This is a genomic window from Roseovarius sp. PS-C2, from assembly GCF_018862045.1.
Lineage (GTDB): Bacteria > Pseudomonadota > Alphaproteobacteria > Rhodobacterales > Rhodobacteraceae > Roseovarius.
This window is the reverse complement of record NZ_JAHKSQ010000005.1, coordinates 218110-233559: the sequence shown is the minus strand read 5'-3', so window position 1 is coordinate 233559 and position 15450 is coordinate 218110. Positions and strand designations below refer to the sequence as shown.

The 15450-nt window shown below is 65.5% G+C and carries 12 protein-coding genes; 8 read left to right on the top strand and 4 right to left on the bottom strand.

All coding sequences use genetic code 11. The features are described from left to right. Positions 1-48 precede the first annotated feature (48 nt). A complete protein-coding gene (locus KPG71_RS11375; protein WP_216338186.1) occupies positions 49-2394 on the top strand; it encodes an aldehyde dehydrogenase family protein in 2346 nt (781 codons plus the stop codon). Between the two features lie 75 nt (positions 2395-2469). On the opposite strand, the gene KPG71_RS11370 is transcribed toward KPG71_RS11375, so the two are convergent. Beyond that, positions 2470-4707: a hypothetical protein gene (locus KPG71_RS11370; protein WP_253196205.1), complete on the bottom strand. Its 2238-nt coding sequence runs from the start codon at positions 4705-4707 to the stop codon at positions 2470-2472. 148 nt (positions 4708-4855) lie between these two features. Between KPG71_RS11370 and KPG71_RS11365 the strand changes: the two genes are divergently transcribed. Then, entirely contained in the window at positions 4856-5530 is a 675-nt protein-coding gene (locus KPG71_RS11365) for a thiamine diphosphokinase (RefSeq protein ID WP_216338185.1), read from the top strand. 4 nt (positions 5531-5534) lie between these two features. Here the strand turns inward: KPG71_RS11365 and KPG71_RS11360 are convergent, their stop codons facing one another. From KPG71_RS11360 to KPG71_RS11350, 3 genes are all read right to left on the bottom strand, one after another. Further along, on the bottom strand, positions 5535-6455 hold the full coding sequence (locus KPG71_RS11360; RefSeq protein ID WP_216338184.1) for a DMT family transporter: 921 nt from the start codon (positions 6453-6455) through the stop codon (positions 5535-5537). Between the two features lie 350 nt (positions 6456-6805). Next, entirely contained in the window at positions 6806-8179 is a 1374-nt protein-coding gene (locus KPG71_RS11355; protein ID WP_216338183.1) for an L-serine ammonia-lyase, read from the bottom strand. 160 nt (positions 8180-8339) lie between these two features. After that, complete coding sequence (locus KPG71_RS11350) at positions 8340-9044, bottom strand: glutathione S-transferase family protein (protein WP_216338182.1); 705 nt, start codon at positions 9042-9044, stop codon at positions 8340-8342. Between the two features lie 135 nt (positions 9045-9179). Here KPG71_RS11350 and rpiA point away from each other — a divergent pair, with 135 nt between their 5' ends. The 6 genes from rpiA (at position 9180) to KPG71_RS11320 (ending at position 15441) form a co-directional block, all read left to right on the top strand. Further along, the gene (rpiA, locus tag KPG71_RS11345; RefSeq protein WP_073036703.1) at positions 9180-9968 is read left to right on the top strand and encodes a ribose-5-phosphate isomerase RpiA; all 789 of its coding nucleotides are present in this window, start codon (positions 9180-9182) and stop codon (positions 9966-9968) included. Between the two features lie 32 nt (positions 9969-10000). After that, a complete protein-coding gene (gor, locus tag KPG71_RS11340) occupies positions 10001-11356 on the top strand; it encodes a glutathione-disulfide reductase (RefSeq protein WP_216338181.1) in 1356 nt (451 codons plus the stop codon). A gap of 81 nt (positions 11357-11437) precedes the next feature. Further along, positions 11438-12601 (top strand): FtsH protease activity modulator HflK, encoded by a 1164-nt coding sequence (gene hflK, locus KPG71_RS11335; protein ID WP_216338180.1) that lies wholly within the window; start codon positions 11438-11440, stop codon positions 12599-12601. Further along, the gene (hflC, locus tag KPG71_RS11330) at positions 12601-13629 is read left to right on the top strand and encodes a protease modulator HflC (protein WP_216338179.1); all 1029 of its coding nucleotides are present in this window, start codon (positions 12601-12603) and stop codon (positions 13627-13629) included. Before hflK ends, hflC begins: the two co-directional genes overlap by 1 nt. Next, positions 13629-13823, top strand: a complete 195-nt coding sequence (locus KPG71_RS11325) for a DUF2065 domain-containing protein (protein WP_073036824.1) — start codon at positions 13629-13631, stop codon at positions 13821-13823. Before hflC ends, KPG71_RS11325 begins: the two co-directional genes overlap by 1 nt. A gap of 223 nt (positions 13824-14046) precedes the next feature. Beyond that, positions 14047-15441, top strand: coding sequence for a Do family serine endopeptidase (locus KPG71_RS11320; RefSeq protein ID WP_216338352.1), 1395 nt, complete (start codon positions 14047-14049; stop codon positions 15439-15441). Positions 15442-15450 lie beyond the last annotated feature (9 nt).

Here is a 15450-nt window from a genome sequence, read left to right as displayed (position 1 = left end):
GCCCGGACGGGACCGCCGGATTTTGAGAATTTGGACCGGGAAGACGACATGACCGAGCAGCATAGCGATCAGATGACGGGCTATGGCCCTGCCCGCGAAAGCGCCGCCGAGGCGCTGGCCTGGCTGGTCGATCAGGGCGACCGGTTCGGGCATTTCATTGACGGTGCGTTCACCGCGCCGGGCAACGGATTCATGTCGCACAACCCCGCCACGGGCGAGGTTCTGGCCACGCTGACGCAGGCCGATGCGGGCGATGTGGATGCCGCCGTGGACGCCGCGCGCAAGGCACAGGGCAAGTGGCACAGGCTGGGCGGCAAGGGGCGGGCGCGGCACCTCTATGCGCTGGCGCGGATGATCCAGAAACACGCCCGGCTGTTCGCCGTGCTGGAGGTGCTGGACAACGGCAAGCCGATCCGCGAGGCACGCGATATCGACATCCCGCTGGCGCAGCGGCATTTCTACCATCATGCGGGGCTGGCGCAGCTGATCGACAGCGAATGCCCCGGCACCGAGCCGCATGGCGTGTGCGGGCAGATCGTCCCGTGGAATTTCCCGCTGTTGATGCTGGCGTGGAAACTGGCTCCGGCACTGGCGGCGGGCAATACGGTGGTCCTGAAACCGGCGGAGCAGACCTCGCTGACCGCGCTGTTGTTCACCGATATCTGCCGACAGGCCGGATTGCCCAAGGGGGTGGTCAATATCGTGACCGGCGACGGGACGGTGGGCGAGATGATCGTGACTCATGCGGGCATCGACAAGATCGCCTTTACCGGGTCCGCCGCCGTCGGGCGGCGCATCCGCGAACTGACGGCGGGCAGCGGCAAGGCGCTGACGCTGGAACTGGGGGGCAAATCGCCGTTCATCGTGTTCGACGATGCCGATCCGGACTCGGCGGTCGAGGGCGTGGTCGATGCGATCTGGGTCAATCAGGGGCAGGTCTGCTGTGCGGGGTCGCGCCTGTTGTTGCAGGAAAGCATTGCCGATACGTTCCTGAAAAAGCTGCGCGCGCGGATGGTGCGGCTGCGGGTGGGCGACCCGCTGGACAAGAACACCGATATCGGCGCGATGATCGACCTGGCGGCGCGCGACAGGGTGGCGGCGCTGGTGGAGGGGGCAGGCGGTGCGCGCTTCACCCCCGACACGCCCCTGCCCGAAACTGGCGCGTTTTGTCCACCGACGCTGATCGCCGGGCTGTCCCCGGCCGATCCGCTGATGCAGGACGAGATTTTCGGCCCGGTTCTGGTGTCCACCACCTTCCGCACGCCTGCCGAGGCGGTCGCGCTGGCCAATGACACGCGCTATGGGCTGGCGGCCTCGGTCTGGAGCGAGGATATCAGCCGCGCGCTGGTGGTTGCGCCGCAACTGGCGGCGGGGGTCGTCTGGGTCAACGGGACGAACATGCTGGACGCGGCCGCGCCCTTTGGCGGGCTACGCGAAAGCGGCTTTGGCCGCGAAGGCGGGTGGGAGGGGCTGGCAGCCTATACCCGGCCTGCGGGCAAATCCAGACCGCTGACGCGGATCGCGCCCTTTGCAGGCAATGGCGATCCGGTGGCGGGTGATATCGACCGGACGGCGAAGCTCTATATCGGGGGCAAACAGGTGCGGCCCGATGGCGGGTACAGCCGTAACGTATACGGCAAGACTGGCAAACTGCTGGGGCAGGCCCCGATGGCCGCGCGCAAGGATATCCGCAACGCGGTGGAAGCCGCGCGCGGGGCCGGTGCATGGGGCCGCAGCACTGGCCACCAGAGGGCGCAGATCCTGTATTACATGGCCGAGAACCTGTCGGCGCGAACGGATGGGTTTGCAAGCCTTATCAATCACATGACCGGCACGCGCGGCGGTGCGAAAGAGGTGGAAGCGGCGATTGACCGGCTGTTCACCTGCGCCGCCTGGGCCGACAAGATGGACGGGCGCAGCGTGGACACCCCCGCGCCGGGCCTGACGCTGACCCTGCGCCAGCCGGTGGGCGTGATCGGCGCGCTGTGCCCGGACGAGGCACCGTTGCTGGGGCTGGTCTCGGTGTTGGGGCCGATCATGGCGATGGGCAACCGGGCGGTCCTGATCGCCTCCGAGCCCTTCCCGCTGGCGGCGCTGGAATTCGTGCAGGTGCTGGAAACCTCGGACGTGCCTGCGGGGGTGGTGAACCTGCTGAGCGGATGCCACGAGGATCTGGCCCCCACGCTGGCCGGACATATGGATATCGACGCGGTGTGGAGCTTTTCCTCGTCCGACCTGTCCGGGGCCATCGAACGCGACAGCGCCGCCAGCCTGAAACGCACATGGGTCAACCACGGCGCGGCGCGCGACTGGCCGGGGCCGCAGGGCGAGGGCCGCGCATTTCTGGAGGCGGCGACCGAGATCAAGACACTCTGGCTGCCCGCCGCGTTGTGACGGGCCCTCACACACCATGAAAACGCCCGGTGCGGCATCGGGCCGACCGGGCGTTTTTCTGAATGATTTCAGGGCTTAACCGACGTTGCGGGCCTCGCCGCGGTAATCGGTTTCGTCGGTGATGGTAAACCGCCCGCCCTTGAGCTTTTGCAGTTTGCCGTCGCGCAGAAGCTGGCCGAAGCTGCGCAGGCCGTCCTCGCGCGAGAACGTGTCCTGTTTGACCTCTTTCAGCTTGCCCATCAGCATCGGGCGCGAAAACTGCGGGCGGCCTTCGACATCCGACAGGTAGGCGGCGGCGGCTTCCAGCAGTTCAGGCAGGCCACTGGCGCCCATCTGATCGGCGAACTCGGCAAAGCCGCCATCCAGCGAGTCATCCGGCGTTTCGTCGTCCACCAGATCGGTCGTCGAAACACGGCGCGGGTGGACCGCTTCGCGCGGGGCCAGATCATCGACGCGTTGTTCGGCCACCAGTTTGAGCGGCGCGGGGCGCAATTCGGTCGGGCGTGCCGAACGGCCAGCGCCCGAGGTGCGCGGGCGGCGCGGGCGCACCACTTCGGCGAGGTCCGAGCGATAGGGCGTATCGTCCACGTCGCGGTCCATTTCGGCACCGGCCTTTTTCTCGGCGCGGGTGGCGGCGACGGCGGCGCGCAGGTGCTGGATCACGCTGCGGCGGCGGTTCGATTCGGGTTCTTCAAGATGCGTATCGGTCTTGTCGAACATGCGGTTGACGTCGCCGCCTTCGCGTTCGGCGCGTTGCAGCTTGCGCAGGCCGCGCGGGGCGGGCTCTTCCTCGGCTTCGGGCTCGGGTTGTTCGGGGGTCGCGGCCTCTTCGGTTTCCGCTTCGGCGCTGAAATCCTCGTCCAGGTCGTCGTAGTCTTCGTCGTCCTCGAAGCCCATCTCGGCCTCGACCTCGGCCAGTTCGCGTTGCAACTCGGCCTCGTCCTCGGGCGAGAGGCCCATATCGCCGCTATCGTCATAGGAGGCATCGTCAAAGACGTTCAGGCTGTCGTCGCCTTCGTCGTCTTCCTCTTCTTCGATATAGCCCTCGGCGATCGCGGCCTCGAATTCGGTGCGCTTCATCTTGACGACGCGGGCGCGCAGGAGCGGTTGTCCGGCCTCCGCTCCGGCGGTGTCCTCGGCGGTTTCGTCCCGGTCTTCGACGGCGTCTTCGGGCGCAAGGCGCAGCGGCGTGGCCGTGGCCTCTTCGGCCTCTTCGGGCTCGGACTCTTCGGCGATGTCCTCGGGCGCATCGGCCGTTTCGGGCATGGAATCGGACAGAAGCTGCGCCAGCGTATCCTCGAACAGATCGGAGCCGTCCGCCGTTTCGGTGTCGTCCTCATCCGCCTGCGGCGCGGTGGCCTCGGCGACGGGCTCTTCGTCGTCTGTATCGTCTTCGCTGTCGTCACTGTCGAAACGCGACAGCAGCGCCTCCAGATCGTCCTCGTCGGAGTCTTCGGACAGGGCCTGTTCCTGCGCGATATCGTCCTGTTCCAGCGCCATTTCCATTTCGGCGGCGGTGGTATCGACGAAATCCTGCGCGTGTTCGTCTTCGGTATAGTCCGCGGCGGTATAGCCCTGATCGGTATGCGCCACGACAGAACGGATACGGCGCAGCTTGGCGGCGACGCTGTCGGATCCGTCGTCGGCCTCGGCAGGGGCCACTTCCACGGCTTCGACGGGTTCTTCGGCCTCGGCAGCGGGTTCTTCCGGGGCTTCGGCCAGGTCTTCAACCGGTTCAACGGGCTCTTCGGCCTCGGCGGCGGGAGTCTCGACCGCTTCGATGGGCGCCTCGGCGGTTTCTGCCGGTTCTTCGGCTTCGATCTGTTCCTCGACCTCGGCAACGGACTCTTCCATGACCTCGACCGGCTCTTCGACCTCGGCAACAGGCTCCTGCACCGGCTCAGCCGGCTCCCCGGCCTCGGCAACAGGCTCTTCCGCCGGTTCTTCTGCCTTGGGTTCTTCGACCTCGGGCTCGGGCGTCTGCGCCTCGGCTTGCGGTGTTTCGGCAGGCTGCGGTGCGGGGGCTTCGGCCCCGGTCAGCGCAGCGGCATTGGCGGCATTGGCGGCGCGCAGTACGATATTGCCCTCGGCTTCGTGGGCCTCGACACGGCGCGCGATCTCGCGTTCGGCGATCCGGGCCAGCATCTCGGCGTCCGGCGTCGGGGGTTCGGCCCCGAAATACCGGTCATCGGCGGCAAGATCGCGAAAATACTCGGCAATCGCCTTCATCGTGTCGAAGGAATCGTCAAATCCTTCGAGAGTGCACGAGAAGGTGCCATAGGAAACTGTAAGAATTTTACTTGCGTTTACCATAAGAATGCTCGCTTTACTTTGCCTGCGACAGTCGTGTTTACCCTCGGCGACACGTCGAAAGCGGCCCGATTCTAGGAACTTTACCGTATCATTTCATGGTGAGAATGTGATCTGTTTCGAAAATAGGGGATAATCGCGGGGTTGTCAGATGATTGTTCACGAAAATGAGCCCATTACCCTGATTGGCGGGGCAGAAATCACCACACAGACCCTGAATCGCGCCCGCGCTTTGGCCCCGAATGTGGTGGCTGCCGACGGTGGCGCGGACGCAGCGCTGGTTAACGACCTGATTCCCAAGGCCGTGATCGGCGATTTCGATTCGCTCAGCGACTGGGCGCGCGGGCAGTTGCCGGAAGACACCCTGCACCCCATCCCCGAACAGGACAGCACCGATTTCGACAAATGCCTGCGCAACATCGCCGCGCCGCTGGTGATCGGCATCGGGTTTTCCGGCGCGCGGCTGGATCACCAGCTGGCCGCCTACAATTCGCTGGTGCGCTACCCGCACCGGCGCTGCATCCTGCTGGGCCGCGAGGAGCTGGTGTTTCTTGCCCCGCCCGAGCTGCGGCTGGACCTGCCCGAAGGCTGCGAGATGTCGCTGTTTCCGATGGGCGCGGTCGAGGGGCTGTCGGACGGGCTGAAATACCCGATTTCCGGGCTGAACTTCGCGCCCGACGGGCGCGTGGGCACCTCGAACCACGTCACCGGGCCGGTCAGCCTGTCGATGACCGCACCCAAGATGCTGGTGATCCTGCCCGAAGCCGCGCTCGAGGTGGCGGCGGCGGCGTTGCTGGCGGCGCGGGCGGGCTGGCCCGACGCATGACCGGCTAAACCGGCGGCAGGGGGCGGCGGCGGATGCTTTGCAGGCGTTCGCGCGCAAACACATAGAGCCCCGAGCCGACGATGATCGCGATCCCCACCCATGTCAGGGCGTTGGGGAAATCGCCAAAGGCCCAATACCCCACGGCGGTGGCCGCCACGATCTCGAGATATTGCAGCGGCGCGACGGTGGCCGCCGGGGCCAGCCGCACGGCAAAGCTGATGAACAGGTGCGACACGGTGGAAATCACGCCGACCGCCAGCAGCGTCCAGACGGCAAAGCCATGCGGCATCGCCGGATCGAGCAGCGCATTGCCGGTGCCGTCGAACAGCACCAGAAGCGGCGCGATGATCGCCAAGGCGGCCAGCGCCGTGTACCCCTGCAAGGTGATCGGATGCGTGACGCGTGCCATCTTGCGGGTCATCACCATGTAGAGCGCGAAACACAGCGCCGTGCCCAGCGGGAACAGGGCCACCGGCCCCAGATCCTGAAAACTGGGCTGGATCACCAGAACGGCCCCGCCAAACCCCACCATGCAGGCCACGATCCGCCGCCAGCCCACCTCTTCGCCCAACAGGAACCCGCCCAGCAGGGTCAGGACAAAGGGCTCGACGAAAAAGATGGCGATGGCATTGGCGATGGGCATGTAGCGGATTGCGGTGAAAAACAGCCCCGTCGCCACCACGATCAGCGCCGCACGCGCCAGGTGCAGGCCGCATTCGCGCCAACCGGGCCGCTGCGCCATGCCCAGGCCCAGCGCCAGCGGCAACAGGAACAACCCCTGAAGCCCGAATCGGAAGGCCAGGATTTCCATGACCGGGATGTAATCGGGCGTCGCCTTGGCAAAGGCGTCCATGACCGGCGCGATGGCCGAAAAGGCGATCATGCACAGAATGCCCGCAAGGACACGGTCGTTCGATTGGCTCATCGGGGGGCTCCGGCGTTGAAGACCCCCAAGGCTTAGGGTCAGGACCCATTAATCCTGCACCACCGGCGCGCGAAGGGCAATAAAGCAGAGGATTTGAACGCGCCGGGACTGGCGGAGTCAATTCCAAGCGGTCAAAGCCGCTGCTTTGCAGCGCTCCGCGCGTCCGAAGGATTTCCCTGATTTTCCTCTGATCTGCGTTACATCTCCTTGAAATAGAACCACTATTCCTGCGGAGCTGTGCCTTGTCAGCGGAAAATCAGGGAAACCGGTGGTGCAGGATTAATGGGTCCTGACCCTAGGGGCATCCCGCCCCCTGCGTCCAGCCTGAATGCGACACGCGCACGCGCCCCTCAGCAGTTGGGCACGTTCACCGCCAGACCGCCCAGCGAGGTTTCCTTGTATTTCTCGCTCATGTCCTCGCCCGTCTGGCGCATGGTTTCGATGCAGGCATCCAGCGGCACAAGGTGCGTTCCGTCACCGCGCAGCGCCAGCGAGGCCGCCGACACGGCCTTGATCGCGCCAAGGCCGTTGCGTTCGATGCAGGGCACCTGCACCAGCCCCTTGACCGGATCGCAGGTCATGCCAAGGTGATGCTCCAGCGCGATTTCGGCGGCGTTTTCGATCTGCGCGGGCGTGCCGCCCAGAACGGCGGCCAGCCCCGCCGCCCCCATCGCCGAGGCGCTGCCCACCTCGGCCTGACAGCCCGCTTCGGCCCCGGAAATCGAGGCGTTGTATTTCACTAGGCCGCCAATGGCCGAGGCCGTCAGCAGGAAATCCTCGATCTTCGCTTCGGACGCCCCCGGAACATGTTCGAGCCAGTATTTGATCACCGCCGGAACGACCCCCGCCGCGCCGTTGGTGGGGGCGGTCACCACCTGCCCGCCGGCGGCGTTTTCCTCGTTCACCGCCATTGCATAGAGACTGATCCAGTCATTGATCTTGTGCGGCGCCTGAAGGTTGGTGCCGCGCTCTTCCAGCAGGGCGTCGCGGATGCCCTTGGCGCGGCGGCGCACCATCAGCCCGCCGGGCAGTTCCCCGTCGGTGTGCATGCCGCGCTCGATGCAGTCGTCCATCACCTGCCAGATCCGCGCCACGCCCGAGCGCAGGTTTTCCGGCCCGCCGCGTGAAATCTCGTTGGCTTTCTTCATCTGCGCAATGGACTTGCCGCTGGTTTCGGCCATTTCCAGCATCTCGACCGCCGATTTGAACGGATAGGGCACAGGATCGCCCTCGTCGGTGTTGCGGCCCTGCGCCAGTTCCGCCTCGGTCATCACAAAGCCGCCGCCGATGGAATAATAGGTCTCCTGCAGGATCACGTCGCCCTGTGCGTCGGTGGCCATCAGGATCATCCCGTTGGCGTGGCCCGGCAGGTTGGGACCGAAATCGAACAGCAGGTCCTCTTTCGGGTGAAAGCGCAGCTCGGGCAGGTCCGGCGGGCGCACGGTATGGGTTTCGCGGATCTGGTCCAGCGTTTCTTCGGCCTTGTCGTGGTCGTAATCGTCGGGTTTGAACCCGGCCAGACCAAGGATTGTTGCCCGGTCGGTGGCATGGCCCACGCCGGTAAAGGCAAGGCTGCCGTGCAGCGACCCGCGCACGCCATGCGGTTCGAACGGGGCGGCGCGCATCTTGTCCAGAAACCGCGCGGCGGCCACCATCGGCCCCATCGTATGGGACGAGGACGGGCCGATCCCGACCTTGAACATTTCGAAGACGGACAGAAACATGCGATCCTTCCTGTTATTTGGCCCACGCGATACGCGGGCCTTTTTGCCTGTATGCCCGCGCGATCCGGGATTTCCCCGCGCAAAAGCGACCGACTCGTCCAAATCTGCGCCAATAGAGTCAATGTCGGGGTTATGAGCCGCCGATTCAACGGTTGTTGCGTCAGGTGGCGCTGCCTTCGGGCGGATCGGGCGGTTGCGGCGCGGTGAAGGGCGCGGGGCCCAGCCCCTCGGCGGCGATCGCGGCGGCGGTGCTGGCGCGGGTTTCCAGCGCGGCGGCCAGCGAGTGCAGGCGCGGCCAGCGGTTCAGGTCGAACCAGCCGGTCTCGGCCTCGGGATAGAGCGCCAGCCAGCGCAGAACCGGCCCGAGATAGAGACCGATAACCGTCGGCGCGGCCTCGTCGAACAGCGCGGGCAGATCGCCCGCGGTACTTTCCAGCGTGTCCAGGTGGCGCGCGATCTCGCCCTGCATATGGGCCCGCAGCCGCGCCTGCGCCGCCGTGTCAGAGCCGATATAGCGATCGGGATAGAAACTGATCCGCAGGGCCGGATGCAGTGTGTTCGAGACGAAAAACAGCCATTTCAGCATGTCGCCGCGCGCCGGATCGTCCGGTGCGGGGGCCAGCGCGCCGTGCCGGTCAGCCAGCCACAGCAGGATCGCCCCGGTCTCGAACACCGCGCCATCGGGGGTTTCCAGAACCGGGATCAGCCCGGCGGGGTTGAGCGCACGATAGGCGGCGCTGTCCTGTTCGCGGGTGGCGCGGTTGACCAGAACGGTCGCGTAAGGCTGCCCCAGTTCCTCCAGCGCGAGACGGACGATCAGCGAGGCGTTGTCGGGCGCGTAATGCAGGCGATAAGGCGTATCCATGACCGCAGCCTACCCGGTGACACACCGCGTGCCAGCCTGAAAACGACACATGCGCCCCCGCGATGCCCTTTGCCTCTCGCACCCGGCGGGCAACTTGCCTATAACCGGGGCCGAAACATTCGGGGAGTCGCTGCCATGTCCGGAGAATTGTCGCCCATCGACAAAGCCAAATTCGTCGCCGCCAAGCGATCTGTCGACTATGTCGAGGACGGAATGCGCGTCGGTCTCGGGACCGGCTCGACCGCCGCGTGGATGGTGCGCTGCCTTGGCGAACTGGTCCGCGATCAGGGGCTGAACATCAAGGGCGTGCCCACCTCGACCCGCACCGCGGATCTGGCGCGCGAGGTCGGGATCGACGTGATCAGCCTCGACGAGGCCCGCTGGCTGGACCTGACCATCGACGGCGCCGACGAGTTCGACGCCAACCTGAACCTGATCAAGGGCGGCGGCGGTGCTCTGTTGCAGGAAAAGATCGTCGCCACGGCCAGCGACCAGATGATCGTGATCGCCGATATCGGCAAGGAGGTCGAAACCCTCGGCGCCTTTCCCCTGCCCGTCGAGGTGATCCCGTTCGGCTGGCAGACCACCAAATCGCTGATCGAGGAAATGCTGATCTCGATGGACGTTCTGGGGCGTGACGCCTCGCTGCGGATGAACGGCGAGCGGCCCTTCGTGACCGACGAGGGGAATTATATCCTCGATCTTCACCTTGGCCGCATCGGCAAGGCCAACCAGCTGGCGATGGTGCTGAACCAGATGCCGGGCGTGGTGGAAAACGGGCTGTTCATCGACATCTGCGACGTGGTGATCCTCGGCTATGGCGACGGGCGCGTGGAAACCCGCGACATCAACGAGGGCACGGTGGAAGAGGACCGGCTGGATTTCCTTGAATCCGACAACCTGTTCACCGATCTGCAAGACTGAGCATCGCAGAACACGCAGGCAAAGGGGCAGACATGACCTTCGATTATGATCTTTTCGTCATCGGCGGCGGCTCGGGCGGGGTGCGCGCGGCGCGCGTCGCGGCACAGGGCGGGGCCAAGGTGGCCCTGGCCGAAGAGGACCGCTATGGCGGCACCTGCGTTCAGCGCGGATGCGTGCCCAAGAAACTGATGGTGTTCGCCAGCGAATATCCCGGCCACATGGAAGACGCGCAGGCCTTTGGCTGGACGGTTCATGCCGGCGGCTTCGACTGGCCGGCGTTCCGGGGCAAGCTGCACGCCGAACTGGACCGGCTGGAAGGCGTCTATCGCAACATCCTCGGCAATGCCGGGGTGCAAACCTATGACGCCCGCGCCACCGTGGCCGATGCGCATACCGTGGCGCTGTCCACCGGCGAGCATTTCACCGCCAAGCATATCCTTGTCGCCACAGGCGGCTGGCCGGTCAAACCCGATCTTCCGGGGGCCGAAGAGGCCCTGACCAGCAACGAGATTTTCCACCTCGAAGACCTGCCCCGTTCGATCCTGATCATCGGCGGCGGCTATATCGCCAGCGAATTCGCCTGCATCCTGAACGGTCTGGGCGTGCAGGTGACGCAATATTACCGCGGCGCGCAAATCCTGCGCGGTTTCGACGAAGAGGCGCGCGGCCTGATCGCCGACGAGATGATGCAGAACGGCGTCGATCTGCACCTCGGCTGCAATATCGTCGAGATGGAAAAACGCGACGGCGGGTTCCGGGTCAAGGCCACCAATGGCGATGACCGCATGTTCGATCAGGTGATGTTCGCCACCGGGCGCACCCCCAATACCGCCGGTCTGGGACTGGAAGAGGCGGGTGTCAAACTGGGCCGCAACGGCGAAATCGTGGTGGACGATTACAGCCAGACCAGCGTGCCGTCGATCTATGCCATCGGCGACGTGACCGACCGGGTCAACCTGACGCCGGTGGCGATCCGCGAAGGCATGGCCTTTGTGGATACGGTGTTCAACGGCAATCCCACGCCGGTCGATCACGCGCTGATCCCCACCGCGATCTTCACGCAGCCCGAATTCGGCACCATCGGCCTGTCCGAGGAAGAGGCCCGCGACCAGGAGCCGGTGGATATCTACGCCACGTCCTTCAAGCCGATGCAGCAATCCTTTGCGGGCCGGGCCGACCGGGTGCTGATGAAGCTGATCGTCAGCAAGGAAACCCGCAAGGTTCTGGGCTGTCATATCGTCGCGCCCGGCGCGGGCGAGATGATCCAGCTGGCCGGGATCGCGGTGAAAATGGGCGCCACGAAAGAGGATTTCGACCGCACCGTGGCGGTCCATCCCACCATGTCCGAGGAATTGGTGACCATGCGCGAACCGGTGCGCAGCGCTTGATTTTTCGCACATGTTACACAGTTTAGAAACAACGTCCCGCGAACCGCGCGGGGCCAACGGTAGGTAGAGGGAACGATATTCATGGCTGGACAGTCTGGCGGCCCGTGGGGCGGCGGCGGAAATTCAGGCGGCGGCGGGGATGACAACCGCGGCGGCAACCGGGGCGGGCGACGCCCCCCCGAAGGCGGGCCGCAGATCCCCGAAATCGACGAACTCATGCGCAAGGGGCAGGATCAGCTGCGCGTGCTCATGGGCGGTCGTGGCGGCGGCGATGGCGGCCCCGGCGGCGGTGGCGGCGGCCCGGCTTTCGGGCGCGGCAGCATCCTGCTGGGTATCGTGATCGCCCTTGTTCTGTGGGCTGCGGCCAGCTTCTATACCGTCAAACCCGAAGAACAGTCGGTTGAACTGTTCCTTGGTGAATATTCCTCGACCGGCAATCCGGGCCTGAACTTCGCGCCCTGGCCGTTCGTCACCTATGACGTGATCAACGTCACCTCGGAACGCACCGAGGATATCGGCGTCAGCCGGGGCGGTGACGGCCTGATGCTGACCACCGACGCCAATATCGTCGATATCGACTTTCAGGTGGTGTGGAACATCAACGATCCGTCCAAACTGCTGTTCAACATCCGCGATCCGCAGCTGACGGTGCGCGCCGTGTCCGAATCGGTGATGCGCGAAATCATCGCCGCCACCAATCTGGCCCCGATCCTGAACCGTGATCGTGGCATCATCGCCGATACCGCCCGCGAAAACATCCAGGCGACGCTGGACGACTATGAAAGCGGCATCAACATCGTGCGGGTGAACCTCGATACCGCCGACCCCCCGCGTGAGGTGATCGACGCCTTCCGCGAGGTGCAGGCCGCCGAACAGGAACGCGACCGCCTGCAACGCCAGGCCGATGCCTATGCCAACCGCGTTCTGGCCGAAGCCCGTGGTGAAGCCGCGCAGGTGATCGAAGACTCCGAGGCCTACCGCGCCCGCGTGGTCAACGAAGCCATCGGTGAGGCAAGCCGCTTTGTGGCGGTGGCGCAGGAATTCAACCGCGCCCCCGAGGTCACGCAGCGACGCCTGTACCTGGAAACCATCGAACGCACGCTTGGCCAGCTCGACAAGGTTCTGATCGACGAAAGCAGCGGCGCCGCACAGGGCGGTCAGGGCGTCGTGCCCTACCTGCCCCTAAATGAACTGCGCCGCAGCGGCGGTGCGTCCTCCAACACCAGCAACGGGGGCTCGAACTGATGCGTAAATCCGCACTTCTCCTGCCGGTCGCGGTGGTCGCCGTCATCGGCGTTCTCTCCTCGATCTTCATCGTGGACGAGCGTGAAAAGGCGCTTGTCCTGCAATTCGGCCAGATCCGTCAGGTGGTCGAGGAACCGGGCCTTGGCTTCAAGATCCCGATCATCCAGGAGGTCGTGACCTATGACGACCGTATCCTGTCCTTCGACACCGACACGATCGAGGTCACGCCTTCGGATGACCGCCGCCTCGTGGTCGACGCCTTCGCACGGTACCGCATCTCGGACGTGGTGCAGTTCCGTCAGGCCGTGGGCGTCGGCGGCATCCGCGCCGCCGAAGATCGCCTGTCGTCGATCCTGAACGCCCAGATCCGTGAGGTCCTGGGTGCCGATCAGGTGACCTCCGACACGATCCTGTCGCCGCAGCGGGGCGAACTGGCCCGCCGCATCCGCGCACAGGCCCGCGCCAGCGCCGAAAGCCTGGGGCTGGAGATCGTCGACGTGCGGCTGAAGCAGACCAACCTGCCCCAGCAGAACCTCGACGCCACCTTCGCCCGGATGCGCGCCGAACGCGAACGCGAGGCCGCCGACGAAATCGCCCGCGGTAACGAGGCCGCGCAGCGCGTGCGCGCCGCCGCCGACCGGACCGTGGTCGAAACCGTGTCCAAGGCCGAGCGCGAGGCCGAGATCACCCGAGGCGAGGCCGACGCCGAACGTAACCGGATCTATGCCGAAGCCTTCGGGAACAACCCCGAATTCTTCGCCTTCTACCGGTCGCTCTCGGCACTGGAACGCTCGTTGCAGGGGGAAAACTCGACGCTAGTGTTCTCGCCCGACAGCGAATTCCTGTCCGAGCTGTTCAGTTCGGTGCGCGCCGACGGTCTGCGCGAAGTCGCCATCGACGATATCGACATCGACCGCCTGCGCGAAATGGCGCCCGAGCTGCAAATCTCGCCCGACCTGCCTGAATCCGAACGCCAGCGTCTGGAAGAGGAAGACGCCCAACAGGACGGCGCGGAGGCGACCAATTGATCGAAACACTGCTTCTGGCCCTCGGGCTGGTGCTGATCGTGGAGGGGCTGGTCTATGCGCTGGCCCCTTCTCTTTTAGAGCAGATACTGGCCGCACTGGCGCAACTGCCGCCGGATCAAAGGCGGCTCCTGGGGCTGGCCTCGCTGGCGGTGGGGCTCGTGATGGTCTGGGCCGCGAAACAGCTTGGCGCTTGATTTCCGGTTCACTTGGTCTTCACATGGGCGTGACAGGATGTTGTGTTCTTTGCGTTCACCCCAACGTTGCCTAAATAGGTAACAGACCCGAGAACGCGCACCGGCCCGGCCCCGGTGCCCATCCGGACAAAGGCAAGGAGAGAGTATCGTGACAGCCCAATCCGTTTCCGTTCCACATCCCGGCCAAGGGACGCTGCGCGCGCTGTGGCTGACCGCGCTGACCATGGCCCTGGTCATTGCGCAGGCCCTCAGCGCACAGGCCCGCCCCGACAGCTTTGCCGATCTGGCCGACAAGGTCAGCGCGGCGGTCGTCAACATCACCACCTCCACGGTGGTCGCGCAGGGCACCGGCCCCTCGCCCATCGTGCCCGAAGGCTCCCCGTTCGAGGATTTCTTCCGCGAATTCCGTGACCGCAGCGGTCAGGGTGATCGCCCCCGTCGCACATCGGCGCTCGGATCGGGCTTCGTGATTTCCGAAGACGGGTTCGTGGTCACCAACAACCACGTCATCGAATCCGCCGACGAAATCATCATCGAATTCTTCTCGGGCGAAGAACTGCCCGCCGAGGTGATCGGCACCGACCCCAAGACCGACATCGCGCTGCTCAAGGTGGAAACCGACACCGCGCTGCCCTTCGTCAGCTTCGGCGACAGCGACACCGCCCGCGTGGGCGACTGGGTGATGGCCATGGGCAACCCGCTCGGCCAGGGCTTCTCGGTCTCCGCCGGGATCGTATCGGCCCGCAACCGCGCGCTGTCGGGCACCTATGACGACTACATCCAGACCGACGCCGCCATCAACCGCGGCAACTCGGGCGGCCCGCTGTTCAACATGGACGCCCAGGTGATCGGCGTGAACACCGCGATCCTGTCGCCCAACGGCGGCTCCATCGGTATCGGCTTCTCGATGGCCTCGAACGTCGTTACCCGCGTGGTCGACCAGCTCAAGCAATACGGCGAAACCCGCCGCGGCTGGCTGGGCGTGCGCATCCAGGACGTGACCGATGACGTGGCCGAAGCCATGGAACTGGACGAGGTGCGCGGCGCCCTTGTCACCGACGTGCCCGAAGGCCCCGCCGCCGAAGCCGGGATGAAAGCCGGCGACGTGATCCTGTCGTTCGACGGCAAGGCGGTCGAAGACACCCGCAGCCTCGTGCGCCAGGTGGGCAACACCGAAGTCGGCAAAACCGTGCGCGTCATGGTCTTCCGCCAGGGCAAGACCCAGAACCTCAAGGTCACCCTCGGCCGCCGCGAAGTCGCCGAAGGCGCGGTGCCCGTCGCCCAGCCGGGCGGCGACGCGGACGAGCCGTCCAGCACCGAAATGCTGGGCCTCACCCTCAGCCCGCTCGACGACGAGTTGCGCGGCCAGCTCGAATTGGATGACGACGCCGCCGGGCTTGTGGTCACCGATGTCGACAACCTCTCGGACGCGTTTGAAAAAGGCGTCCGCGCGGGCGACCTGATCACCGAGGCGGGCCAGCAAAAGGTCACCTCGATCACCGATCTCGAAGACCGTATCGCCGACTCGCGCGAGGCCGGGCGCACCTCGATCCTGCTCTTGGTCCGCCGCGCCGGGGAACCGCGCTTCGTGGCGCTGCCCATCGACAGCGACGAGTGAGTCTGCCGG